This window comes from Gemella massiliensis (genome assembly GCF_900120125.1).
In the GTDB taxonomy this organism is placed as follows: Bacteria; Bacillota; Bacilli; order Staphylococcales; family Gemellaceae; genus Gemella; species Gemella massiliensis.
Map to the genome: position 1 here is coordinate 503770 of NZ_LT635546.1, position 25785 is coordinate 529554.

Consider the following 25785-nt stretch of genomic DNA (forward strand, 5'->3'; position numbering starts at 1 on the left):
AAACATCACCATATAGTCTTATTAACTTCATTATACTTCATTTTCTCCCCAAAATCGAAAACCTCATATAACCCGGCGATGCTCTAACCTCGTATATTATACTCTTTTTCCTTTTTCAATAATTATAGGATTGTTTTCTGCACCTTTTAGTTTCATATCTTCTGATATTTCAACTAATTTATCTGAAATAATATAATCAACATATGCATTACGATTAATTATTCCATTTTGCATAATAATTGAATTTTTTACTATTGCTCCTTCTTCCACTACCACGTCTCTAAATAAAATACTATTCTCAACAGTTCCTTTGATTACACAACCATCTCCCAACAATGAATTACTTACTACAGAATGTTCTCCGTAACGTGTAGGTACACTATCTTGAACCCGCGTTAGTATATCCGTCCCTGATAAAAATACTTCATTTAATTTATCACGATTTAATAAATCTCTGTTAAATTCAAAATATGATTTCACCGTATTAATAGTCATACTATACCCTGTTATTTCGTAGGCATAAACATTTAACTGGTGGAAGTTTTTAGCTACATAATCTAACAGTATATCTTCCCAACCTAGTGTTAATCCCTTTTTTACAACCTCTTTAAATAACTCTTTAGTCATATTATAAATTTTAACTTGCGTTGCACATACTTCATTCGAACCGTTAAAATGATATAAGCTGTCATACACGCGATTATTTTCATCAAAAATAATTTGTGATTCACCAATATTAGGTTGTCTATAAGTATACGCAAGTGTTATATCTGCATTAGTAGCTAAATGATATTTTAACATTTCTTTAAAGTCAATATTACCAATAATATTAGAATCCACTAGAATACAATATTCTTCCAATAAACTATCTGCATATACCACTGTATTACTCAATGCTTCTATTTTATTGCGTGCCACACGTGTTGATAAATGATTTGATAAAGGGGTAATGAACTTAAGTCCACGATTTTTACGATTTAAATCCCAATCTTTCCCCCAACCTACATGATCCATTAATGATTTATAGTTTTGATTACTGACGATTGCTATATTCGGCACTTCCGCCTTAACCAATGACGACAACATAAAATCCACCATTCTATATCTCGATGCAACCGGTAACGACGCAAGTGTTCTATCTCTTACCAATCCTTGCAAATCATTGCTTTTTTTATAACTATCTGCGAACAATATACAAAAGGCATTTACCATATCAAATTTCCCCCGCCTTTCTATTTTCATATACAATTTCATCTTTACCTATAATGGTAATCATCTCATGACCTAAAACAATATCTCTATGCCCTACTTCTACATATGCTTTAATAACAGCACCTTCTGCTGCAATAGAATTATAAACTTTTGCTCCCTGTTCAATATGTGCATTTTCCATAATAATACTGCCAACTACTTCTGCTCCTTCTTCTATTGTAACACCTGAAGAAATAATTGAACTGTTAACATTTCCCAAAACAGATGTTCCATCAGAAATCATAGACTCTTTTACCCGTGCCGTGTTACCGATATACTGTGGCATAACCCCTGCGTGACGATAGTAAATACGCCAAAGTTTATCATCAATATTAAAGTTTTCTTTGTTTTTAATTAAGTCCATGTTAGCTTCCCACAAACTTTCAATAGTTCCTACATCTTTCCAATATCCTGCAAATGGGAATGCATATATTTTCTTTCCTTCGTTAAGCATCATTGGTATAATATTTTTCCCAAAATCTTTTTCACTATATTTATTTTCTTCATCACGAATTAAATATTCACGCAATTCTTTCCAACTGAAAATATAAATCCCCATAGATGCCTTTGTTGAAATCGGATGCTCCGGTTTTTCCAAAAATTCTGTTACACGTAATTCTTCATCCGTATTTAAAATACCGAAACGATTCGCCTCTTCTATTGACACATTAATATGCGCAATAGTTAAGTCCGCATCCTTTTGTTTGTGAAAATCAAGCATTTCTTTATAATTCATTTTATAAATATGATCTCCCGACAAGATAAGTACATAATCCGGATTATACTGTTCAATATAATTTATATTTTGATAAATTGCATTTGCAGTTCCTTTATACCATTCTCCCGTTTTACCTGCTGTATATGGCGGTAAAATTGATAAACCGCCATCCATTCTATCTAAATCCCATGGTTGACCATTCCCCATATATGAATTTAACTCCAGTGGCATAAATTGAGTTAACACACCTACTGTCGAAATACCGGAGTTTGCACAATTAGATAATGGAAAATCTATAATTCGATACTTTCCACCAAACGGTACCGCCGGTTTTGCCATATCTTTTGTTAATACTTGTAATCTTGTTCCCTGTCCGCCTGCTAATAACATCGCCACTATTTCTTTTTTTCGCACCATTGTATAATCTCCCATCTATAAGTTTAGTATTTTTTCTCTATATATAATGTTGCATAAGGTGGAATATTTATACTTAAAGTATATTTAAAATTATTTTTTTCTTTTTTAACTGTTTTTAAATTTCTATTTTGTAATCCGCTTCCGTCATATTTTTTTGCATCTGAATTAAGTACCACTTTATAACTTCCCCAAGCATCTACACCAACTTCATAACCTTTTAAAGTTTGACCTGAAAAATTGGATACCACCAACACTTCTTTATCATTATTATCTTTACGTAAAAATGCAAAAACTTCATTTTGTTTATCATCAACAATATGCCACTTAAAACCGCTCCAATCACCATCGTTTTGCCAAAAAGCCGACGTTTGTCTATAGTATTTATTTAACTCTTTTACATAGCGATGTGTAGCTACATGTTTTGGATATAACATAAGCAACCAATCAAGTTCTCTCACTTCATCCCATTCAATAAATTGAGCAATATCAATTCCCATAAATGTCAATTTTTTGCCGGGATGAGCAAACATATAACCTAAAAATGCTCTAAAATTATTAAATTTATCATCATAAGCTACAGGGCTTTTATCTAATAAGGATTTTTTACCATGTACCACCTCATCGTGCGAGATTGGTAGTATAAAATTCTCCGAAAAAGCATAGTACATTGAAAATGTAAATTTATCATGTGAACCGTTTCTAAAAAAGGGATCAATTTCAAGATAATTAAGGCTATCATTCATCCACCCCATATTCCATTTAAAATTAAAACCAAGTCCACCGTGTTCTACCGGTACTGTAATTTTTGGATAACTCGTTGATTCTTCGGCAATCATCATGACGGTTGGATAATATTCTCTTACGTGATTATTCAAAGTCTTTAAAAAATCTATAGCTTCTAAATTTTCAAAGCCTCCATAAATATTTCGAGCAGATTCGTCATCATCACGACAGTAATTTAAAAAAATCATCGAACTAACCGCATCTACCCTAAGTCCGTCTATATGAAATTTATCCAACCAGTAAACAGCGCTTGATATTAAAAAAGATTTAACTTCATTTTTACCATAGTCAAAAACCCTTGTACCCCAACCAGCATGTTCCATTTTTCTAACGTCTGAATATTCATAACATTGCGTACCGTCAAATTCGTATAACCCATGTTCATCTTTTGTAAAATGTCCGGGAACCCAATCCAAAATAACGCCTATGTTATTTTGATGACACTTATCAACAAAATACATAAAATCTTCCGGTATTCCATACCTTGACGTAGGAGCAAAATATCCTGTTACCTGATACCCCCAAGATTTATCGTAAGGATATTCAGTTATTGGCATTAATTCTATATGGGTATAATTCATTTCTTTTACATAGGAAACTAATTCTTCTGCTAAAGCCTGATAACTTAATTCATTTCCAAGTTCATCATGTTTCCATGAACCAAGATGAACTTCGTATATATTCATCGGTTCCGTATAAGGTATCGTTCTTTTTTTCATCCATTTTTCATCATGCCATTGATAAGAAAAATCTTTATAAACCTTTGATGCGGTTTCGGGTCTTGTTTCTGAGTGTCTTGCATAAGGATCTGCTTTCCATAACTCTTTTCCACTCGAGGTTACTATAAAATATTTATAGCTATCATATTGCTTTATATTCGGTAATTTGATTTCATAAATACCCTTATTGCTAATTCGTTTCATCTCATGAATTTTCGGTTTCCAACCACAAAATTCTCCCGTAACATAAACTTTTTTAGCGTTTGGTGCCCATACTCTAAATGTGCATCCATCTTCACTCAGAAAGGAACCTAAAAAATCGTATGAATGATAATTTGTTCCCTCATGAAATAAATATTCCGCCACATTATCCACTATATTACCTCCTATTCCTAATTATAATATTTTCAGGAAACGTTTTCTTCATTTGCTAAAAAAATATAAAACCTATACTTCAAGAATAAAACTTATTTTTTAGCATTAATTATAAAAAAATTTCACTTTTATTTTACATTTTCATTATAGCATAAATCTTATTTTTATCAAAAGAATTTAATGATTTTTTTTATTTTTTATATTTTATTAATTTCAAATATAAAAAATTTTTTAGTAGTTTTTCTATATTTACTTTACTTGTTTTTTGTAATACAATAGATATGATTTTAATACATTTATAAATGGAGAATAAAAATGATTATTTACAATCCTATTCAAAATAAATTTCCTAAGGGAGCCGTTACTAATGATGAAAATATTAAATTTGAAATTTTAATAAAAGATAATTTTTTCTTTCATGATTTGAAAATTATCATAAAAAATGATTTTACAGGACAGATTATTTCTAAAAGTTTAACATTTAAAAACAACGAAAAAAATAATTATAACAAATATTCAGTAGAATTTGAAAAATTGGAAACTGGGTTGTATTTTTATCACTTTGAATTTCAATTTGATAATATTATCGCCTATTTAAAAAATAATCTATTAAATGCCGAATTAGTACATGATGAACATTCTTATACCGATTGGCAATTAACAGTTTATGATAAAAACTATAAAACTCCAAATTGGTATAAAGGATCGATTATGTATCAAATTTTTCCGGATAGATTTAAAAAAAGTGATAATTACGAGGCAACAATAGCAAAAAATGAAGATGACAGAATAAGACATATTGATTGGAATACTGTGCCACATTCCAATATTACTCATAAAAATTATAGTGCAAAAGATTTCTTAATGGGCAATCTGTTAGGCATTGAAGAGGAAAAAAATTATTTTAAACAGTTGAATATAGAAAGCATTTATCTAAATCCTATTATGGAAAGTTCTGAAAATCATCGTTATTCAACGGCAGACTATTTTAAAATTGATCCGTATTTCGGTACTAATGAGCAGTTTAAACAATTTTGTACTAATTTTAAAAATGATAATATACGCATTATCTTAGATGGTGTTTTTAGCCATACCGGTTCAGATAGTATTTACTTCAATCGCTATAATCATTATGACAGTATTGGAGCATTTAATTCGCAAAACTCTCCTTACTATGATTGGTTTTCTTTTTCAAACTTTCCTTATGAATATAATTCTTGGTGGGGTTTTGATAATTTACCAACAGTAATAAAGGAGAATAAAAATTATAGTGATTTCATTAATAATAAAGACACAGGTGTCCTAAATTTTTGGCAAAATTTAGGAATTTCCGGGTGGCGTCTTGATGTTGCAGACGAATTTCCGGATGAATTTTTAGATAGAGTAAGAGAAACGACTAAATATTACGATGAAAATTCTCTTATTATAGGTGAAGTTTGGGAAGATGCTACAAATAAATTCTCATATAATATACGTCGTCGTTACTTTTTAGGTAAACAGTTGGACAGTGTGATGAACTATCCATGGAGAAATGCGATTATTGATTTTGTAAAAAATGGTAATGCAGAAAAATTTGCTTATGAAATATCTCTATTGGTAGAAAATTACCCAAAACCTGCTCTTGATTCCTTAATGAATTTACTATCAAGTCATGATACTGAACGTGTTTTAACTGTGTTGGCTTTTGATGAACCTGAAGATGTTCCCGTTGATGAACGTCCTACTTATAAATTAAATTATGAACAATATAATAAAGCAAAAGAACTATTAAAATTTGCCAGTTTCATTCAATTTACTCTCCCCGGTGTTCCTTGTATTTACTATGGTGATGAAATAGGTATGTATGGTTTTAGAGATCCTTATAATCGTTTAGGTTTTACTCATGACAATAAAGATGAAGATTTATTATCTCATTATAAAAAATTATCTAACTTTAGATATAACCACAAAGAAAAATTTAAATCTAATTTTGAATTGGTTTATACTGAAAATAATTGTATCGCTTATTTAAGAAATAATATACTATGTGTAATAAATTTAGATTATGAGGCTCATTTTATAAAAAAATTTAGTGGAGAAATTCTTTTTGAAAACAACAAATCATACTCCACTCCATTTGGAATAGTAATTTCACCAAGAAGTTTTACTGCTATTAAAATAGTATAAATGAGATTGCCTAAAATATTATACTTTTTATAACAAATAGGTAGTTCATTGATTTGAAAATACACTTTTAAAAATTTTTCCCAAATCTAATGAACTGTGAGGGGAACCTAATAAAATCACGGTTTTTAAGTCCCCTCATTTTTCTATTATATTATTCTTTTCAAAATAATATAATTTTTTTTCTTTCTCACTAATTTTTATATAATTTATATTTTTTATATGAACCAATTAAACAAGATATAAATAATATAATAAAAATCAGCAATGTAACAAGTACAGATACTATTGAAAAATTCAAATAAAACAAACTACTTCCGGGTGCATCAGTAGTAAAAATACTCATATAAAATCCAAATATTGCCCATGGAGATATTAAAAGAAATTCAATTATCAATAAAATAACGATAAATCTTTTCCATGGCATTGTTAATATAACATCTAAATTATTATTTTTTCTACTAAGTATCATACCGATAAATACTATCAATAGTATTATTGACAGTATAATATGCCCATTTAATAAAAATAAAGCTAAAATCTTCTCTGATAATTCCATACTACCTCCCAAATTCTTTATATAAATGTTTTACACAGTTGCTTCTCTTCTGTATTTAAAAAATATTTTAGAATTAAACTTCTTTCACTTATTTTAATTATATATTATAATTGTATAGAAAACTATATTTTTGATATAATTGTAAGGAAATTTTATATAAATAATATTTCTAATAATATTTTATAAAAAACTAATTTATCATTCTATTAAAAATAAATTAATAATAAAGGATTGAGTAATTTGGAAATAAAAAGACAACATGTTAATTTTGACCTTCAGAGTAAATATGAACCTAAAGGCGATCAGGTCAACGCAATTGCTGAATTAACAGCCGGTATTAAAAATAACGAAAAATATCAAACTTTATTAGGTGCTACCGGTACTGGAAAAACATTTACCATAGCAAATATTATTAAAAATATCGGTAAACCTACACTAGTCCTTGCACACAACAAAACCCTTGCAGGACAATTATATAATGAATTAAAAGAATTTTTCCCAAACAATCGTGTTGAATATTTTGTTTCATACTACGATTACTTTCAACCGGAAGCCTATGTACCTTCTACCGATACCTATATAGAAAAAGATTCTTCTGTTAATGATGAAATAGATATGCTTCGTCATGGCGCTACATCATCACTTTTAGAACAAGATGACGTTATTATAGTTTCAAGTGTTAGCTGTATTTATGGTTTAGGTTCTCCCGATGAATATGCATCTCTTGTTTTATCACTCCGTGTTGGTATGGAGATAAGTCGTAATAAAATTCTTGAAAAACTTATTAATATTCAATATATGCGTAATGATGTTGAATTCAGCCGTGGAACATTTCGTGTTCGTGGTGATGTTATTGAAATTTTTCCGGCATCACATGGTGAACACTCTATTCGTATTGAAATGTTTGGAGATGAAATTGATAGAATTCGTGAAATTAATTCATTAACAGGGGAAGTTCTTTATGAGTTAGAACACATTTCCATCTATCCTGCCAGTCACTTTGTAGCCGGTGAAGTAAAAACTAAAGAGGCAATTAAACGTATTCGTAAAGAGTTGGAGGAACGATTAAAAGTTCTAAACATGGAAAATAAATTGCTTGAAGTTCAACGATTAGAACAGAGAACCAACTATGACTTAGAAATGATGGAAGAAATGGGATTTTGCTCAGGTATTGAAAACTACTCATTACATTTAACTTTGCGTGAACCAGGATCTACACCCTATACTCTATTGGATTATTTCCCTAAAGATTGGCTACTGGTAGTTGATGAATCACATGTAACCCTTCCTCAAGTTCGTGGAATGTTTAATGGAGATAGAGCAAGAAAACAGGTTTTGGTTGATTATGGTTTTAGACTTCCTACTGCATTGGACAACAGACCTCTTAATTATAATGAATTTGAAAGCAAACTAAACCAAGCCATTTTTGTTTCAGCAACACCCGGAGATTATGAATTAGAACACAGCAATAAAATTGTAGAACAAATTATCAGGCCTACAGGATTATTGGACCCTATTATTGAAGTTCGTCCCGTTAGTGATCAAGTATTCAATTTGACAAAAGAAGCACAAAAAATTATAGAAAAAGGTGAGAGAATTCTCGTAACTACTCTTACTAAGAAAATGGCAGAAGCACTTACCGATTATCTTAAAGAAAATGGTCTTAAAGTAAAATATCTTCACTCAGATATAAAAACTCTGGAAAGAATAGAAATTATACGTGATCTTCGTCTTGGAAAATTTGATATTCTTGTCGGTATAAACCTGCTTCGTGAAGGTTTAGATATCCCTGAAGTTTCATTAGTTGCCATACTTGATGCTGATAAAGAAGGATTTTTACGTGGTGATAAAGCTCTTCTTCAAACAATCGGGCGTGCTGCACGTAATTCTAACGGTCGTGTAATTATGTATGCTGACAACATTACCCGTAGTATGAAAAAAGCTATTGAAGAAACAAATCGTCGACGTGAAATCCAAACCGCTTATAATGAGCAACACGGTATAGTACCACAAACAATTATTAAAGATGTAAGGGATGCAATTAGTGCTAAGAAAGAATATATTGATGAAGAAATTAAAGAACTTGAAAATAAAACCAGTATTAACGACAATAATATCAAAGAACATCTTACTGAACTGGAACAAGAAATGTTCGCTGCGGCTAAAAAATTTGACTTTGAACGTGCGGCAAAACTTAGAGATACTATCTTTGAACTAAAAGAAAAATACAAACTTTAACATTAGTAAAATGTTTTCATATAACTACTATACTCTATTAATTTATGATATAATAAAAGGAAAGTTTAAATATCCCTTTTTATTTAGACTATAAATATTGTATAAAATAATGTTAGGAGATTAAACATGAAAAAAGAAAATATCGGAATCATTTATGGCGGCAAAAGTGCTGAACACTCTGTATCACTACTAACAGCAAAATCAATTATCAATGCAATTGATAAAGAAAAATACAACATCTTTCCTATTTTTATATCATTGGACGGCGCTTGGGCTAAGGGTAAAAAAATAACAAAACAAATTGAAAATCAAAAGGAGTTAATATTCTCAAATTTTGATAATGATATTAGCGGATTATTGTTCGAAAATGGATGTAAGTTTGATATAGTTTTCCCTGTTCTTCATGGCCCTAATGGAGAAGACGGTACTATTCAAGGGCTTCTTGAAATTATGGATATCTCCTATGTTGGTAACAATGTTCTTTCATCAGCTACCGGAATGGACAAAGTTATTATGAAACAATTATTTGAAGCATATAACTTGCCTCAACTACCATATGTTCACTTTATCGAATACACATGGAAAAATGATAAGGAACAAATCGTTAAAAATATTAATTCTAACCTAAAATATCCTGTATTCGTAAAACCTGCCAACCTTGGTTCATCTGTTGGAATTAGTCGTTGTAGTAACGAACAACAATTAATCGCAGGAATTGAAGAAGCCTTAAAATTTGATAAAAAAATCGTTGTTGAACAAGGTGCTGTTGATGCCAAGGAAATTGAAGTTGCAGTTATGGGATATAATGAAATCAAAACAACAGATCCCGGAGAAATAGTCAATATCTCTACAACTGAATTCTATGATTATGAAACTAAATATACTGACGGTCAATCAAGAATGGACATCCCTGCTCCAATCAATACAGCTTTCTACCCTAAATTTAGAGAAATGGCAGCCACAGCATTTCGTGCTATTAGCGGTTCCGGCTTAGTTCGTGCCGATTTCTTCTTAACAAAAGATGATGAGATATTTATAAATGAAGTAAATACAATGCCGGGCTTCACTCCATTTTCTATGTTTCCATCGCTTTGGGCAAATATGGGAGTAAGCTATCCAGAAATAATTGAAGAATTGTTTGCTTTAGCAAAAGAACGTTATAGCGATCGTCAAAATTTATTAACTGAAGAATAAGGATATACCACTTATGAAATATAATATTACTGAACTGGTAAAAATACTAAATGCTAAAAAAGTAAACTTAATAGATGATAAATACATTACCGGTATAGCTATTGATAGCAGGAAAGTTCAACCCGGAGATTTATTTATTCCTTTTTTAGGAGAAAATGTCGACGGTCATAATTATATTGAAACCGCCTTTAAAAAGGGAGCTGTCGCTTCCCTTTCTTTAAAGGTTAATTTCGAGTTAGATAAAAACATAATCTATGTTGAAAATAGTGAAAAAGCACTACAAACACTGGCACATCACTATTTAAAATCTTTAAATGTTAAAATCGTTGCTATTACCGGAAGTAACGGAAAAACTACAACAAAAGACATTATTAGCTCCATATTATCTACTAAATATAAAGTTCATAAAACAGCTGGAAATTTTAATAATGAACTTGGAGTCCCATTAACTATTCTCTCCGCTCCGGAAGATAGTGACATACTTGTTCTTGAAATGGGCGCTGACAATTTTGGACAACTGGATTATCTTTCAAAATTAGTTGAACCGGATTTCACCGTTATTACCAATATAGGAGAAAGTCATATTGAATTTTTCAAAAATCGTGAAGGAATTGCCAAAGCAAAATTTGAAATTACTAATGGCATGAAAAAAAATGGGGTATTTGTCTATAATGGCGATGAAATACTTATTAAAAACTTAATAAATCAAAGCAATATAACATCTATCTCATGTGGTGAGTTAAAATCTAATGATATAATCTTAGAAAACTATAATATTACCCGTAAATCTATTAATTTTAAATTAAATATTTCAAATACGCCGTTTAGTACATCATTAAAAGGTAAACATAATCTTTATAATATTATGTTTGCAATAGCAATTTCTCACAAATTAGGGCTTAGTTACAGCGAAATAAAAAATGCTATAAGTAATATTAAAGAGATTACTAAAATGCGACTTGAAAGCATACCCTACAAAAAAAATTCATTAATAATTAACGATGCCTACAACGCAAGTCCAACTTCAATGAAAGCAAGTATTGATGTTTTAAACGAATTAACAGATTTTAGTTATAAAACACTGGTTTTAGGAGATATGTTTGAACTTGGAAGTAACGAAATATCATATCATAGTTTAGTTGGAGAACATATTACTGACAATACAAAAAATATAAATCTTGTAATTAGTGTTGGAATTTTATCAAAAAATATTACTGATAATATTAAAAATACTATTTCCACACTTCACTTTAATACAACAGAAGAAGTGACAAATTACTTAAAGCAGAATACTCACCCTAACGAAGTAATACTTTTTAAAGCAAGTCGTTCAATGAAACTTGAGAAAATTATTGAAGAATTAATAAAACACTAACATTTTTTGTTCTGACCCCAAAAAGTTAGATTTTTGTTCTAACTTTTTGGGGTCGGTACATTTTCGTTAGTGTTTTATTTTAATTATATATTGGAAGCTATTTATCGCCCATTAATAAATCTTTCGGATGTTTTCTAAGTAATGTTATAGAAGCAATTAATACTGAAACTATAATAATTATCAATCCGAAACCTACAACTTTAGTCATATCCTCAGGGCTAACATGAACAGATAGATTTGTTAATGTTTTATTAAAACCATCTACTTCTGCACCTCCACCTATATTTGCTCCTTTTCCTTCAAGCGATAGCTTTTTAGTAATATTTTTAGTTACTTGTGAAAGTATACTGTCCCCTACCATTTTACTAACATAATTTCCGGTAAAATATGCTGCAATAAAACTGAATACACTTATTATTATAACTTCTGTTATAAATTGTAAAAGTATTTTAGTTTTACTAATACCTAATGCCAACATAATTCCCATCTCTTTTCTTCTACCATTGATCCATAAGAATAGAACTAAAGTAAGAACTAATGCTCCGAATATAAGCGCTCCTACTAATAGATTATTTGTTGCACCATAAATAGCATTAATTGATGATTGAAGTGCAGGGAAGTTATTGCTACTTTTTATAAGAGTGTATGACTGCCAATCAATATCAGATATTCCTCTTACTCTGTTCATTACTTTGTTTATGTTTTGCCCACCGCTAACAAAGAAAGTGGCATCTTGATAAATTGCAGTATCATCTGTAAAATTATATAATTTTTTGGTAGTTTCTGTATCTGTCACAAAAATGTTTTCATATAATTCTTGCGGGTAGGTTACTGATGTTTTATTTTTACCATCAAAGATTCCAACAACTTTAACCTTGGTTGTTTCATTTGCTTTATTAACATTATCAGCATCATGAACGTTTGATTTTAATGTTATAGTATCGCCAACTTTAATATTATTTTTTTGTGCAAAATCTTTATGAACTAAAGTAACATTTTTATCAGACTCATTAATATGGCGACCTTCAACTAATTTTAATGTTTCGGCAACAAATTTATCATCTTTAGATGAATCATTAATTCCCGTTACCATAACCGCACTTCCGAAATTTTTCTTTCGTTCTTCGCTTTGATTGTCAGAACCACCGGGTACTTCTACAATTTTATGATCTACTAGATCTGCCACTATATTTGTTCTTTTTACATAACCTGTAATACCTTCAGTTCCTTTTATTTTCTCTATATCTTTCCCTTTAAGATTACCGGCACCTCTTGATGTCCCTTGATTAACCCTACGGTTAATTTGCATAGAAAAACTGCTCGTTATATTTTTTAAAGTTTCTTTTGAAGCCGTATCTGTTGCATTCTTTACAGAAACACTACTCAATATTAGAGTTGACATACATAAAAGAATACAGAAAATAATAAGTGTTTTTATTTTTTTACGCCATACATATGCGATGGCATTTTTTATAATTGACATATTTTTTCTCCTTACGCTTAATACATATATAAAATTAAAATGTTTATTTATTAATTTCTACTAATTTTTGTTTTTTTAACTCTAAAACAATATCTGCTTTGCTTGCTAGTTGATTACTGTGAGTTACTACTATAACACATTTATTTCTCTCTTTTGCTGATTTGATTAAAATTTCGATAATATCCATAGCCGTATTTTCATCCAAGTTTCCTGTAGGTTCATCTGCTAATATAATAGGTGCTTCTGACACCAATGCCCTTGCTATTGCTACACGTTGCTGTTGACCACCTGATAATTTTAAAACATTACGATTAATTTCTTTTTCTTCAAGACCTAACTGTAATAATATATCTTTACCGGCTTCTTTATTAACTAATTTAATATTTTCAAGCGGTGTTAAATAATCAATTAAATTATAATTTTGGAAAACTAATGAAATTTGTTTACTTCTATGATGATTGTATCCACTTTCGGCAATATCCTTATCATTGAATAATATTTCTCCTTTTGTGGGAGTATCTAATCCGGCTAAAAGTGATAATAATGTTGATTTTCCTGCACCGGATTTCCCGATAATTGCATAAAATTTCCCACTTTCAAATTCATAATTAATACGATTTAATACACTTTCTCTGGAATTGTTATAATTATAACTTACATTATTAATTTTTAATATTGTCATGTTTAATATCTCCTTAACTCATATTTGATAAAATATCTTTTGGTTTTTTATGTAAAATAATATATGAAGTGCCTATTACTGATATTAGTATAATAAGAATTAGTATCCCATACGTTGAGATAATAGTTGTAAAATCTAATTTCGGTATAACACTTTCGAATATAGATGTAGATCCATCTTCAAATTGTCCGTTGTTTATAAATTCTTTAAACACATATTTTGCGACAATATTACCGCCGGTGGAAGATAAAATTATACTAAATACTGAAATTATCATTAACTCTATAATAAACTGAGCAATAATTTTAATTTTTGAAATACCTAGCGATAATAAAATTCCAATTTCATAAATTCGTTCTCTTAACCAAAACATTAATATAAGAGATAAAACAACAACACTTCCTATTATAATACCCAATGTTAATACGTCTATAATATTTTTAAAATTTATAACGGATGAAGAAACTGCTTCAAAATCTTTATTATTTTTCACAATATCAACACCATTCCAATCTATTGGAGTTTTTTTAGCGGTATCTACTGCACTATCAATTTCATTAGGATTAGATAAAAAATATACTGCCGTTGTAACTTTGTAATCATTGGCTTTATAACCCCATAATTTTTGGCTGGAATTATAATCTGTAAAAATAGTATTTTCCGTAGCGTCTGAACTCAAGCCGGTATTTTTTTCATTTTTTTGTCCTGAAAAAATTCCCGCTACTTCTAGTTCAACTTCACTACTCTCCTGTGTATTTGTTTCCTTTATAGCAACTCCACGTAATTTTATTTTATCTCCCACTTTTAAATTATTTTTTTGTGCTAATTTCTCATGTATAAGAACCTTTGAGTTGTCTTTTTCGGTAATAGGATTACCTTTTTCTAATTTAAAAACTCCACTTGTAAATTCTTTTTCTAATTTTGTATCCGTTGTCCCAAATATAGATACTAAATTACTTAGTTTAGAATTTGATTCATCTATTGTTACATTTTGTTTAACATCAACAACTTTTTTATCTGTTAGCTTTGCCAAAGTATCATATTTAAAATTGTATTTAGAAATTTTTTTATTTTCTAAAAATTTTTTAGCTGCATCTAATGTGATAGGTTGTTCAACATTTTTGCTAACTACAGTAAACCCTGTATTTGATATTTCATATATTTTTTTTTCAATTTTATTAGTAGCAAACATAATAGAAAAACTACTTAATAATGCAGTGGAAATCAATGTTAATATCAGAAATATAAGTACAGTTTTTACTTTCTTTCTACTGATATAATTCCATGCGCGTTTTGTAATTGACATATATATGTTCCTTTCTTAATAATTTTTATTTATGAAATTTTTATTTGGCTATAATTAATAAAAAATTATATACCATGACTTCAATAAATTAAGACTTAGTAAATTTAGCTATCCTCCTTAAATTAGAATTAAAAACATAGAATTATCTGACTACGTTTCCGGTGAATCGATCCTGTTTTTTATTCTAATAAAAATAACTTAATTTTACTTTAATATTTTACTTTAATTTTTTAATATAGATATTCATCATTTTTTTAACTTAAATCTAATGAACAAAGTTATATACTTAATACTACAAAAGCATAAAAAACAGTATTTTATCGACTATTTTTTTAATAATATTAAAAATATTTTTTAAAATAAATATTTTTTTAAAAATATAGTTATCTAAAAAAAAATACTATTAGAAAATTATAATAAAATATTTATGTTTTATAAAAGAATATTTTAATTATTAAATTATGAGTTGAATAGTTAATTAAGAAAATAATAATAAATATAGTCTTAAATATAATTATCTAATTTATCTATAATACCCATTTTGATAACTAAATTTTTTTTAATTCTATCAACTATATTTAGTATTTTATCCTTATTTTTTCTCATGCCCCATATTTTACATAAAACCTAAAAAAAGTATTTAATATAGATTTTTATACTCTATATTAAATACTTTTCTTATTATTTTATTTAATAGAATTCCTTATGCGTTCATATGCTCCGGGTTCTATCTTATCTAAAGAATTTCTAATTATTTCTAACGTTTTATTATAACGATATTCACGATAGTATTGTTCAGCAACTGTTAGTTGTTGATGCAATTCAACATTATCTTTTCTGTACCTGTTGGCATAACGAATTAATTTTTCAATCAATTCTATGTCAGTTAAGATGGTATTTACTTCAGAACGATAAATCTCCAATGACTCCTCTGCTTCTGCTACGGAACGTTTTAATAAATCTATATTAATAGGTTCTTTTCTTAATTCTTCTAAGGCATACTTGTAACTATCCGTTACATCTTTGTATAAAACAATAAATCTGTCGCTAAAACCGGGAACTCTGGAATTATCAAGTTTACGTTTAATAACCTCTTTCTCCTGATTAATAAATGATAATTTTTCTCTGGCAATACCCTCTTCTTCACGAAGACTGGTTAAATACCTTGAATAATTCGTTTGATCTTCCTCTATCTTCTCAAGTCCTTGACCTAGAAGTTCGACTTTTTCTTTTAAGTCTTTATAGTTAAGTTTCGGTTGATTATTAATATAAACGTCAATATCGTGTTTAATATTCAACAGATTATTTAACTCATCATAATAGTTTGCTACCATTTCTTCATCTTTTTGATAAATTTGGTATCTATTTTTTATTTCTTGAATATTATTATACAATGCTTCATTTAATTGGTCTTGTAAATTTAATTTATTTGTAATTTCACGATAGTTTTCTTCAATGTATTTCTTATACTCAAGTTCTTTTTTCAAATCTTTTGAAATCTCATCAATTACATCGTAAATTCCATCTAAAATATTTTCTATTAAATCAATATCTCCGGACTTCACCTTATCTCTTGCATCATTTAATTGCCACACACTGCTTTCTATTTTACCTGATATGTCTAAATGATTTAATTTAAAACCTTTTTTCTCCATTTCTTCTACTTTAAGACGTAGTGCTTGAATTTGTGCGGGACATGTTTTTTCGATTTCTTTCAACAGATCCGGAAGTATTTCCATTCTTTCTTTCAAATTTAATACAACATCTTTAATATGTACAATTTTTTCTTGTGCTTCTATGTACTTACCTGTTGAAGTTAACAATTTAAAATCATCTAATTGTGGTGCTATTTCTTTAATTTCTAATTCAAATTCTTCAGCAGCAGTGCCATATTGATGACGTTTAGCTAATAATTCACGGTTAAGTTCTTTATACTCTTGAACAATCTCCTCATAAAGTTCTTTATTACTAGGTTCAATTTCAGCTAACTCTTTAATTTCTTTTCTTATACCTGATATTCTATCTTTAATATTAGCGATTAATTCACCACTATTCATAATAATTTCATCAGCTTTTTTAAAGTTAAATTTGTCGATATATCCTTCTGCACTGTAAAGATCTTTATCTAATTCTTCAATATCAATACTTTGAATTTCGTACCATTCACTTTCCCAACTTGCATAAAGTTTTTCTGCCTTACCTGATATATTTATTGCTTTTATCTGCTTCAAATCATCAGATAGCGTTTCTCTTTCTAGCTCATCTTTCATAACTAAAAGAGGGTATAAATCTTGTTTTTTCCTGTTTCTTAAGATAAATAGTGCCACTATACCACCAAGAACAAGGACACACACAAATAAAAATATATATGTCATATATCTTCCCCCTGAAATTTTCATTAATTTATTAAATACAATAAAACCTATCAAAATTATACCATTTTTAAGAAAAAAAACAAAGTATTTATATCCATTTTTTCCTAAAAATTTTACTAGGTATATTAGAAAAATATATATAAATTAATAATAACATATTATCTTGAAAAAATAATAATAAAAATAAATTTATTGATATATATTTAATACTAATCATTTTTATTTTTAAGTAAAAACCCTCACCTTTTATGTGAGAGTTTATAACAATTTTACATTTTAATATTCATTAGAAAAAATTAACTCTAGGAAATAATCCTTTAACACTTTTATATATGTTCCTTTCATTCCTAAGGATTTTGACTCGATAATACCTGCACTTTCTAATTTACGCAGTGCATTAACAATAACTGAGCGCGTAATTCCCACTCTGTCTGCTATTTTGCTGGCAATAAGCAATCCTTCTGTTCCGTTTAATTCTTTAAAAATATGCTCAATCGCTTCTTTTTCTGAATATGAAAGAGAATTTAACGCCATATTAACCATATCTTTATCACGTGCCAGATTTTTTTCTTTATCTTGTTTTTCGTGCATGATTTCTATCCCAACTACAGTTGAAGCATATTCAGCAAGGACTAAATCATCGTCTTTAAAATCACTATCCATTCTACCGATAACCAGTGTACCTAATCGTTCACCACCACCACGAATTGGTAAGATTACCGTATAAGTATTACCTTCAAATCTTTCTTCTTCTTCTTCAGGAAAAATAGAAAGTTCATTTTTAAATGGAATATTTACTTTTGTTGCATAAACCTTCATCGTAGCATCCAGATATGCTTTAGGAACTTTTCTATCTTGGATTATTCTTTCCATTCTTTCATTAGAGTAATCAATAATAGAATCATACCCTAATATATTCCCTTCAACATCTAATATATAAACTACCGAGTCTAATATTGGGCTAAGACGCATTGCCATTGCTTCGAAATCAACGTTGTCATGTCTTCCTTCTTGTAAAATTGTGCTTATTTTTCTTGTTTTTTGTAATAAACTTGCCATTTTTTTCTCCTTACAAAAATACTTCCCTGCTTATTATAACACCTATTTTGCAAAATTGTAAGACTTTTTTTGAAATTTAATTAATTAATTTTGAAATTTTCTAAAATTTCTAATGATCTTTTATCATATCTTGTATATTTTTCTTTTTTATCTTTTATTTTCTCTTCCAGTGGTTTAATTATTCCAAAATTTGCATTCATAGGTTGAAAATTCTTATTTGTATTATCAACAATATAGTTCGCCATCGCTCCAATCATTGTCTCCGTTGGAAAAATTACTTCTTTACCCTCAGTATTATATATAGCATTTAAAGCCGCTACAATCCCTGATGCCGCACTTTCTACATACCCCTCTACTCCTGTCATCTGCCCTGCAAAATAAATATTTTTTTCTTTTTTTAAACGGTATGTTCTTTCTAACAGTTGTGGTGAATTAAGATAAGTATTTCTGTGCATAACGCCGTAGCGAACAATATTCGCATTTTCTAATCCCGGTATTAAATTAATAATACGTTTTTGTTCTCCCCATTTTAAATGCGTTTGAAACCCTACGATATTATAAAGTGTCCCTTCTTTATTATCTTGACGTAACTGCACTACTGCATATGGTCTTTTTTCTGTTTTCGGATCTTCTAAACCTACAGGTTTCAACGGACCGAATAATAGTGTTTTTTCACCACGTTTTGCCATTTCCTCAAATGGCATACATCCCTCAAAATAAATTTCTTTTTCAAATTCTTTTAGCGGTGCTACTTCGGCATTTATCAATTCATTATAAAAAGTATAAAATTCTTCTTTTGTCATAGGACAATTTAGATATGCAGCCTCTCCTTTATCATAACGTGATTTTAGATATACTTTTTCAAAATTTATTGAATCTTTTTCAATAATAGGAGCTGCTGCATCATAAAAGTATAGACCGTCTTGGTTTGTATATTTTCTAATATCTTCACTTAATAAATCTGTAGTTAAAGGTCCTGTAGCCACGATTACCGGAACATCACCTTTAGGTATCGCTGATATTTCTTTTTCTATAATATTGATATTTGGATGATTTTTTATTTTTTCTGTTATCATCTCTGAAAAGCGATCTCTGTCTACTGCCAAAGCACCACCTGCCGGAACTTGAGTTGTATCGGCACATTCTATAATAATAGAATTAAGTCTTCTCATTTCTTCTTTCAACAGTCCGACCGCGTTTGTTATATTGTTAGCTCTTAATGAATTTGAACACACCAACTCCGCAAAATTTTTCGTTTTATGTGCCGGTGTCATTTTTTTAGGACGCATTTCATATAAATCTACCTTAACACCACGTGTTGCTAATTGCCATGCCGCTTCACTTCCGGCTAATCCTGCTCCAATTACGATTACTTTTTTTTCCATCAAATTCTCTCTTTCTTATAATAAATCTGAAAATTCATCTTGTAAATTTTTTTCTATTTCTATATTTTTAGTTGTTACTTTTCCATTTTTATCAAATAAATAAGTTTCTATACTCGCTAAAGTTTTTTTAATTAGTTCTGAATAATCATCACGCATTTCATATTCTACTATTTTCTCTAATTTTGGTTTTGTTTTAGGCGATTTTGGTGTAAAAATAGTACAACAATCTTCAAATGGTAAATTAGAAATTTTCAAAGTGCCTATCTCAGTTGCAATTTTTATTATATCAACTTTATCCATTGTTAATAGCGGACGTAATATCGGCATATTGGTAACAGCATTAATGCAGTTCATTGATTCCAGTGTTTGACTTGCTACCTGACCTAATGATTCCCCGGTTGCTATAGCAAGACAATCTTCTTTTTTCGCAACTTCTTCCGCTATACTCAACATAAAACGGCGTGTTGAAGTCATAGTATAATTAGATGGTATTCTCTTTACTATTTCTGTTTGTAATTCTGTAAAATTTACCACATGTAATTTTACTCTTCCTACTACTTCACTAAGTTTTGTTGTTAAATCAAAAATTTTATTCAAAGCATCTTGGGATGTGAATGGTGGTGATTGAAAGTGAATCATTTCCACTTCAACACCTTTTACCTGCAAAGTATGAGCTGCCACCGGTGAGTCAATACCGCCAGAAAGCAATAATAATGCTTTTGATGATGTATTTACAGGAAAACCTCCAACACCTTTTATAAAATCTGTGAAAATAAAAATCCCTTCACTTCGTACCTCTACATTAATAATAAAATCCGGTTGTTTTACATTTACTTTCAAATTTGGGTAATTTACCAATACGTAACTTCCAAAAATATTATTTAATTCATTAGTATTATAATCAAAATGTTTATTCGATCTTTTAGTTTGGATTTTAAATGTGTAATTTTTATCTAATTTTGTATTCAATAAACTATCTATTATTTTTTTTGCTTTATCTATATTCAAATCAGCACGTAATACCGGTGAAAAATTATGAATTCCGGGTATGTGTTTTAATTTTTCTATGATTTCATCTATATAATCGTTGTTATCAAAATGAATATACATTCTATCTCGTTTAGTTTGAATATGAAATCCTTTTAATCCCTGTAAATTATAACGAATATTTTTTGTTAATTTTTTTAAAAATTCATTTCTGTTACCAGATTTTAGAGTAAGTTCCCCATATCTGATTATAATATGACTATATTCCACTCTCTATTACCTCTTTAAATTTTTTGTATTCTTCTTTAAATATGCTAATAAATGTTTCAATCTCTTCTAAAGTTGTCATATAAGAAAAACTGACTCTAATGCTTCCTTGGATATTTTCTTTTGATAATCCTCGTGCATACAAGGCTTCATTCAAATGAAATGTTTTTGATGAACAAGCACTTGTTGTTGATACCATTATATCATGTTCATTAAGGGCGTTAACTATTGCCTCTCCTTTTATCTTCGGTAAACTTATATTTAATATTGAATTAACATAATTATCATTTAATGGAGAATTTAAAACTACATATTCTAATTGTCCCAATTCGTCAATAATTTTCTTTTTAAAAACTTTATGTTGTTCTTTAGCAATATCTATTTTCTCAAATGATAGTCTTAATGCTTTAGCTAGTGATACTGCACCCGCTACATTAACCGTTCCACTTCGTAACCCGGCTTCCTGCCCCCCTCCGAATGTAATATTATGTACTGTACGACGTGATTTTAAATACAGTAGTCCAACACCTTTTAAACCATGAAACTTATGTGCAGAGATTGAATAGCTGTCAACCTTGGTCAAATTAATTTTCTCTTTTATAACCCCTTGTACACCATCAACATGAAAATGTACTTTCGGATAATTTTCTAATATCTTGATTATCTGTTCTATAGGCTGCACCGCACCAAAAATATTATTAACATGCATAACACTTACTAAAATCGTTTCTTTTGTTAATAAAGATTTTAAATGTTCAAGATTGATAAATCCATGTTTATCAACATCAACATAATCAAGAACAAAACCTCGGTGTTCTAATTCCCTAAACGTTTCTAATACAGATGGATGTTCAATTTTAGAAACAATAATACGATTACCAAAATCTTTTTTATGTTCTACGCTTCCCAATAAAGCAATATTATTACTCTCCGTTGCACACGATGTAAAATATAAAGTATCGCTATCAACACCCAATAAATTTGCTATTTGTTCACGTGCAGCCGTTAATAATTTATTAGCGGTTTTTCCATATTTATTAATACTGGCAGGATTGCCGAAATATGTGCTGTTAACTTCAACGAATGTTTTTAAAACTTCTTCATACGGCTTTGTTGTTGCACAATTATCTAAATATATCATATTATTTCCTTTCAATATATTTCTTTACTTATTCATTAATTACTATAAAAGTATATAACAAATAATACGTTTTATCAATAGTAGTTAATTAAAACAAATATAACTATATAGATATAGGTTTTTTATAAAATTAAATTTTTATTATCAAAAAATATAAATCATAAAATAAAATAGCACTAGGGATAATATTCTATGTGCTATCTTATCTAAACTATTTTCCATTATTTACAACATCTCTTAAAATTTGATCCCATTTAGGAAGGTTTCTATCTATTCTAACAGCTCTTTCTCCATTAATTTTTAAAATGCTATGTGAAGATGAAGCTAGAATAATAACTTCTTCATTTATTAGAAATTCATAAGAAAAAATTGTTTTAACACCGTTATGTTTGTCAATCCATACTTTTATAAAGATATCTTGATTTTCAAATTTAATATTTTTTCTTATTGAATATTTTACTTCAATATCGGCATAATATAAATCATACTCTATAAGACTATCAATATTAATGCCTAAACTACTAAAAAAATGTTTTTTAGCAAGATTAAGCCATTCATAAATATATTTATTATCTAAATATCCCGACTTGTTAAAAAATTTCTTTTGCAATTTGAATTTTATAGTTTTTTCATACATATTATCTCTCCTTAGCAATTAAATTAGAAATAGAGTTCATTAAAATCTCTGTTATTTCATCATGAGTTTTACCAGATTCTTTTAATGCTGTAGCATCTATTTCGTCACCTACAACTATCTTTATTTTAGAAAATAATCTAAAATTCTTGTTAGGTATTATAGCAAACGGTAATATTTTTGTTTTTGCCCTTGTTGCTATAAATGACGCTCCGTTATGTGATTCACCCAAACTAAGCTCTTTAGATTTAGAGCGAGTACCTTCCGGAAATATTCCGACTACTTCTCCTTCTTTTAATAATTTTATACTCTTATTTATTGCCGTTTTATCAAATGTTCCTCTTTTAATCGGTATAGCACCTGTTGACTCTAATGCCTGCTTTACAAAAAATATTTTAAACAATTCTTCTTTTGCAATAAAACGAATATTTTTAGAGAAAAATGCCGGAAATAAAAGCGGATCGTGATTACTCAAATGATTCCCGGAAATAACTATTCCTTTGGCATTTTCAATTTTTGAACCATTTATTATTGTTACCTTATAAAATATTCTATAATAAATCGATAGTAATATTTTTATAAATTTATACATAAATACACTCCCTCTAATTTAAAACATTTTTAATAAGTAAAACTATTTTCTCTACAACTTCATCTATAGATAAATCCGTTGTATCAATTAAAATTGCTGAATTAACTTTTACAAGGGGAGCAATTTCTCTATTTTCATCTTGATAATCACGTGCTGCAATATCCTTCATAACATTTTTAAAATCAACGTCTGTAATACCTTGTTTTTTAAAATCGAGAACTCTTCGTCTTGCCCGTTCTTCTACACTTGCCGTCAAAAATATTTTCACATCAGCATTAGGTAAGACAACAGAAGCAATATCTCTACCATCCATTATTATATTACCTACCTCTGATAAATTTCTTTGACTGTCAATCAGAAAATTACGCACAGCGGGAGATTTTGAAAATAAAGATGTATATTTCGACACTTTTGCCGTTCTTATTTTATCACTCACATCTTCTTTATTTATAAAAACATGCTGAATTCCATTTATGAATTTAACTTCAAAATTAACTTGTTTTAATAATTCAACTATTTTTTCCTCATATAATTCAGTTAAATTATTTTTTAAAAAATTATATGTTAATGCTCTATACATAGCTCCAGTATCAACGTAATTAAATCCTAATTTGTCAGCAACCAACTTAGTTATTGTACTTTTCCCCGATCCTGCCGGACCATCAACAGCTACTGATATATATTTCATTTTATACCTCACGAAAATTTACTTTTATTTCTCCTAAAATTAATTAGACATCTAAACAATTAATATTATAACATATACCACATTTAATCTCTAGTTTAATAATAATTTTATCTTAAATTAAATTGTAGTGTTACAATAGATGTGAGACATATAATAAAAAAAAGAAGAGTAAATCCTGTATAATGAAGTTACCTACAAATCAAAAAAAGGAATTTACTCTTATGAAAACTATTATAACAGAAAATATAGAAAAAACACAACGATATATACCTCATACTTTACAAACAAGAATAACTGCAGTTAAAACTTATAGAAATGGTAACTCTATTCGTTTTGTTTGTAGGCGCTATAAAATATCAAAAGCCTCTCTTTTGCGTTGGAATAAAAAATATGACGGTACTAAAGAGTCTCTTATAGATAAGTCTCATAGACCTCATTCCATTCACCCTAACGCCCATACAGTTGAAGAATTGTCTTGGATTAAAAATCTTATTAAACGTAATCCTAATATTTCTATGATTGAATTATATGCTAAACTTAAATTCAACAAAGGTTATAAAAGACATCCTTGTTCTTTATTTAGAGTGCTTAGAAAATTAGGTTTTTATAAAGATACTAAGAAAAAAGTAATTCCTTATAAACCTAAACCCTATAATACACCTACTGAAATTGGTAAAAAATGGCAACTTGATGTGAAATATGTTCCTAAACGTTGTTATGTAGGAAAAATTCCTGATAAATTTTATCAATATACTATCATTGATGAAGCTACTAGGGAAAGATTTATTTTCCCTTTTAAAGAACAATCATCATACTCTACTGTTCAATTTGTTAAAATGGCTATTGATTATTTTGGGTATAAACCCAAGATAATTCAAACTGATAATGGTTTTGAATTTACACATTTTAAAGATACTAAACGAATACACCCTTTTGATGTATTGTGTAATAATCTTGGCATTAAACATCAACTTATTAGACCTAGAACTCCTAGACATAACGGTAAGGTTGAACGTAGTCATAGAAATGATAATGAACGTTTTTACAGGCATTTATCTTTCTTTTCGTATGATGATCTTATATCTCAGATGAAAAAGTATCTATATCGCTCTAACCGTCTTCCTATGCAGACTTTAAATTGGCTTTCTCCTGTTGAAAAAAGAAAAGAGCTACGGAAAGAGTCTATAAAAATATGCCGGCTTTTTAATTCCTTGTTAGATAATAGATTTCACAACTTATTTGTCAAGGACAAGGGCTACGCCTTTTTCAAATCCTTGACAAATAAGTTTTAGAAATCTGAAATGTTCTCTAAGGAATTAAAGCTGGCAAATCTAATCAAATAATGTAATTTACGTCGGGGGCTTCATACGGTTTACATAGAAGCTAGCTTCTAT

Annotated in this window: 19 protein-coding genes and 1 pseudogene; 5 read left to right on the forward strand and 15 right to left on the reverse strand. The window is 28.9% G+C overall.

Annotated elements, in window-relative coordinates; all coding sequences use genetic code 11:
- Nucleotides 1–96: 96 nt before the first annotated feature.
- The 3 genes from glgD to glgB are packed head-to-tail and all read right to left on the reverse strand — an operon-like array spanning nt 97 to nt 4263.
- Nucleotides 97–1242 (reverse strand): glucose-1-phosphate adenylyltransferase subunit GlgD, encoded by a 1146-nt coding sequence (gene glgD / locus BQ7358_RS07375; RefSeq protein WP_234971573.1) that lies wholly within the window; start codon nt 1240–1242, stop codon nt 97–99.
- Nucleotides 1214–2386, reverse strand: a complete 1173-nt coding sequence (locus BQ7358_RS07380; protein WP_062173339.1) for a glucose-1-phosphate adenylyltransferase — start codon at nt 2384–2386, stop codon at nt 1214–1216. The genes glgD and BQ7358_RS07380 overlap by 29 nt, the downstream gene beginning before the upstream one ends.
- A 23-nt stretch (nt 2387–2409) precedes the next feature.
- Nucleotides 2410–4263 carry a 1,4-alpha-glucan branching protein GlgB gene (glgB, locus tag BQ7358_RS07385; protein ID WP_062173337.1) on the reverse strand — a complete coding sequence of 618 codons (1854 nt, stop codon included), beginning with the start codon at nt 4261–4263 and terminating at the stop codon, nt 2410–2412.
- Between the two features lie 315 nt (nt 4264–4578).
- Here glgB and BQ7358_RS07390 point away from each other — a divergent pair, with 315 nt between their 5' ends.
- Nucleotides 4579–6429 (forward strand): glycoside hydrolase family 13 protein, encoded by a 1851-nt coding sequence (locus tag BQ7358_RS07390; protein ID WP_062173335.1) that lies wholly within the window; start codon nt 4579–4581, stop codon nt 6427–6429.
- A gap of 190 nt (nt 6430–6619) precedes the next feature.
- On the opposite strand, the gene BQ7358_RS07395 is transcribed toward BQ7358_RS07390, so the two are convergent.
- Entirely contained in the window at nt 6620–6985 is a 366-nt protein-coding gene (locus BQ7358_RS07395; RefSeq protein WP_062173333.1) for a hypothetical protein, read from the reverse strand.
- Between the two features lie 240 nt (nt 6986–7225).
- Between BQ7358_RS07395 and uvrB the strand changes: the two genes are divergently transcribed.
- The 3 genes from uvrB (at nt 7226) to BQ7358_RS07410 (ending at nt 11792) form a co-directional block, all read left to right on the forward strand.
- Nucleotides 7226–9223 (forward strand): excinuclease ABC subunit UvrB, encoded by a 1998-nt coding sequence (gene uvrB / locus BQ7358_RS07400; RefSeq protein ID WP_072520421.1) that lies wholly within the window; start codon nt 7226–7228, stop codon nt 9221–9223.
- Between the two features lie 126 nt (nt 9224–9349).
- Nucleotides 9350–10417, forward strand: coding sequence for a D-alanine--D-alanine ligase (locus tag BQ7358_RS07405; RefSeq protein ID WP_062173329.1), 1068 nt, complete (start codon nt 9350–9352; stop codon nt 10415–10417).
- 13 nt (nt 10418–10430) lie between these two features.
- On the forward strand, nt 10431–11792 hold the full coding sequence (locus BQ7358_RS07410) for a UDP-N-acetylmuramoyl-tripeptide--D-alanyl-D-alanine ligase (RefSeq protein WP_072520422.1): 1362 nt from the start codon (nt 10431–10433) through the stop codon (nt 11790–11792).
- A 97-nt stretch (nt 11793–11889) separates the two neighbouring features.
- Here BQ7358_RS07410 and BQ7358_RS07415 read toward each other — a convergent pair whose 3' ends face one another.
- The 11 genes from BQ7358_RS07415 to cmk all read right to left on the reverse strand — a co-directional run bounded on the left by BQ7358_RS07415 (nt 11890) and on the right by cmk (nt 24391).
- Nucleotides 11890–13275: an ABC transporter permease gene (locus BQ7358_RS07415; RefSeq protein ID WP_072520423.1), complete on the reverse strand. Its 1386-nt coding sequence runs from the start codon at nt 13273–13275 to the stop codon at nt 11890–11892.
- A 43-nt stretch (nt 13276–13318) separates the two neighbouring features.
- Complete coding sequence (locus tag BQ7358_RS07420) at nt 13319–13957, reverse strand: ABC transporter ATP-binding protein (protein ID WP_062173324.1); 639 nt, start codon at nt 13955–13957, stop codon at nt 13319–13321.
- Nucleotides 13958–13970: 13 nt separating this feature from the next.
- On the reverse strand, nt 13971–15263 hold the full coding sequence (locus BQ7358_RS07425) for an ABC transporter permease (protein WP_062173322.1): 1293 nt from the start codon (nt 15261–15263) through the stop codon (nt 13971–13973).
- A 686-nt stretch (nt 15264–15949) separates the two neighbouring features.
- Nucleotides 15950–17638, reverse strand: a complete 1689-nt coding sequence (locus tag BQ7358_RS07430) for a septation ring formation regulator EzrA (RefSeq protein WP_062173321.1) — start codon at nt 17636–17638, stop codon at nt 15950–15952.
- Between the two features lie 276 nt (nt 17639–17914).
- Entirely contained in the window at nt 17915–18697 is a 783-nt protein-coding gene (gene codY / locus BQ7358_RS07435; RefSeq protein ID WP_021752568.1) for a GTP-sensing pleiotropic transcriptional regulator CodY, read from the reverse strand.
- A gap of 80 nt (nt 18698–18777) precedes the next feature.
- On the reverse strand, nt 18778–20082 hold the full coding sequence (gene trmFO, locus BQ7358_RS07440) for an FADH(2)-oxidizing methylenetetrahydrofolate--tRNA-(uracil(54)-C(5))-methyltransferase TrmFO (protein WP_062173320.1): 1305 nt from the start codon (nt 20080–20082) through the stop codon (nt 18778–18780).
- 15 nt (nt 20083–20097) lie between these two features.
- Nucleotides 20098–21339 (reverse strand): tRNA uracil 4-sulfurtransferase ThiI, encoded by a 1242-nt coding sequence (gene thiI, locus BQ7358_RS07445; RefSeq protein WP_062173319.1) that lies wholly within the window; start codon nt 21337–21339, stop codon nt 20098–20100.
- On the reverse strand, nt 21329–22477 hold the full coding sequence (locus tag BQ7358_RS07450) for a cysteine desulfurase family protein (RefSeq protein ID WP_072520424.1): 1149 nt from the start codon (nt 22475–22477) through the stop codon (nt 21329–21331). Before BQ7358_RS07450 ends, thiI begins: the two co-directional genes overlap by 11 nt.
- A gap of 211 nt (nt 22478–22688) precedes the next feature.
- Nucleotides 22689–23114 carry an acyl-CoA thioesterase family protein gene (locus BQ7358_RS07455; RefSeq protein ID WP_062173317.1) on the reverse strand — a complete coding sequence of 142 codons (426 nt, stop codon included), beginning with the start codon at nt 23112–23114 and terminating at the stop codon, nt 22689–22691.
- 1 nt (nt 23115) lies between these two features.
- On the reverse strand, nt 23116–23703 hold the full coding sequence (locus tag BQ7358_RS07460; protein ID WP_062173316.1) for a lysophospholipid acyltransferase family protein: 588 nt from the start codon (nt 23701–23703) through the stop codon (nt 23116–23118).
- A 13-nt stretch (nt 23704–23716) separates the two neighbouring features.
- Nucleotides 23717–24391: a (d)CMP kinase gene (cmk, locus tag BQ7358_RS07465; protein ID WP_062173314.1), complete on the reverse strand. Its 675-nt coding sequence runs from the start codon at nt 24389–24391 to the stop codon at nt 23717–23719.
- A gap of 221 nt (nt 24392–24612) precedes the next feature.
- On the opposite strand from cmk, the pseudogene BQ7358_RS07470 reads away from it, so the two are divergent.
- Nucleotides 24613–25563, forward strand: a pseudogene (locus BQ7358_RS07470) (DDE-type integrase/transposase/recombinase); the annotation flags it as partial.
- Nucleotides 25564–25785 lie beyond the last annotated feature (222 nt).

Excerpts from the sequence above, each read along its gene's own strand:
- BQ7358_RS07395 (WP_062173333.1), bottom strand. The coding sequence starts at position 6,985 with ATGGAATTATCAGAGAAGATTTTAGCTTTATTTTTATTAAATGGGCAT.
- BQ7358_RS07460 (WP_062173316.1), bottom strand. The coding sequence starts at position 23,703 with ATGTATAAATTTATAAAAATATTACTATCGATTTATTATAGAATATTT.
- BQ7358_RS07455 (WP_062173317.1), bottom strand. The coding sequence starts at position 23,114 with ATGTATGAAAAAACTATAAAATTCAAATTGCAAAAGAAATTTTTTAAC.
- BQ7358_RS07390 (WP_062173335.1), top strand. The coding sequence starts at position 4,579 with ATGATTATTTACAATCCTATTCAAAATAAATTTCCTAAGGGAGCCGTT.
- BQ7358_RS07380 (WP_062173339.1), bottom strand. The coding sequence starts at position 2,386 with ATGGTGCGAAAAAAAGAAATAGTGGCGATGTTATTAGCAGGCGGACAG.
- BQ7358_RS07425 (WP_062173322.1), bottom strand. The coding sequence starts at position 15,263 with ATGTCAATTACAAAACGCGCATGGAATTATATCAGTAGAAAGAAAGTA.
- codY (WP_021752568.1), bottom strand. The coding sequence starts at position 18,697 with ATGGCAAGTTTATTACAAAAAACAAGAAAAATAAGCACAATTTTACAA.
- BQ7358_RS07450 (WP_072520424.1), bottom strand. The coding sequence starts at position 22,477 with ATGATATATTTAGATAATTGTGCAACAACAAAGCCGTATGAAGAAGTT.
- cmk (WP_062173314.1), bottom strand. The coding sequence starts at position 24,391 with ATGAAATATATATCAGTAGCTGTTGATGGTCCGGCAGGATCGGGGAAA.
- glgD (WP_234971573.1), bottom strand. The coding sequence starts at position 1,242 with ATGAAAATAGAAAGGCGGGGGAAATTTGATATGGTAAATGCCTTTTGT.
- trmFO (WP_062173320.1), bottom strand. The coding sequence starts at position 20,082 with ATGGAAAAAAAAGTAATCGTAATTGGAGCAGGATTAGCCGGAAGTGAA.
- BQ7358_RS07420 (WP_062173324.1), bottom strand. The coding sequence starts at position 13,957 with ATGACAATATTAAAAATTAATAATGTAAGTTATAATTATAACAATTCC.
- BQ7358_RS07405 (WP_062173329.1), top strand. The coding sequence starts at position 9,350 with ATGAAAAAAGAAAATATCGGAATCATTTATGGCGGCAAAAGTGCTGAA.
- BQ7358_RS07415 (WP_072520423.1), bottom strand. The coding sequence starts at position 13,275 with ATGTCAATTATAAAAAATGCCATCGCATATGTATGGCGTAAAAAAATA.
- BQ7358_RS07410 (WP_072520422.1), top strand. The coding sequence starts at position 10,431 with ATGAAATATAATATTACTGAACTGGTAAAAATACTAAATGCTAAAAAA.
- BQ7358_RS07430 (WP_062173321.1), bottom strand. The coding sequence starts at position 17,638 with ATGACATATATATTTTTATTTGTGTGTGTCCTTGTTCTTGGTGGTATA.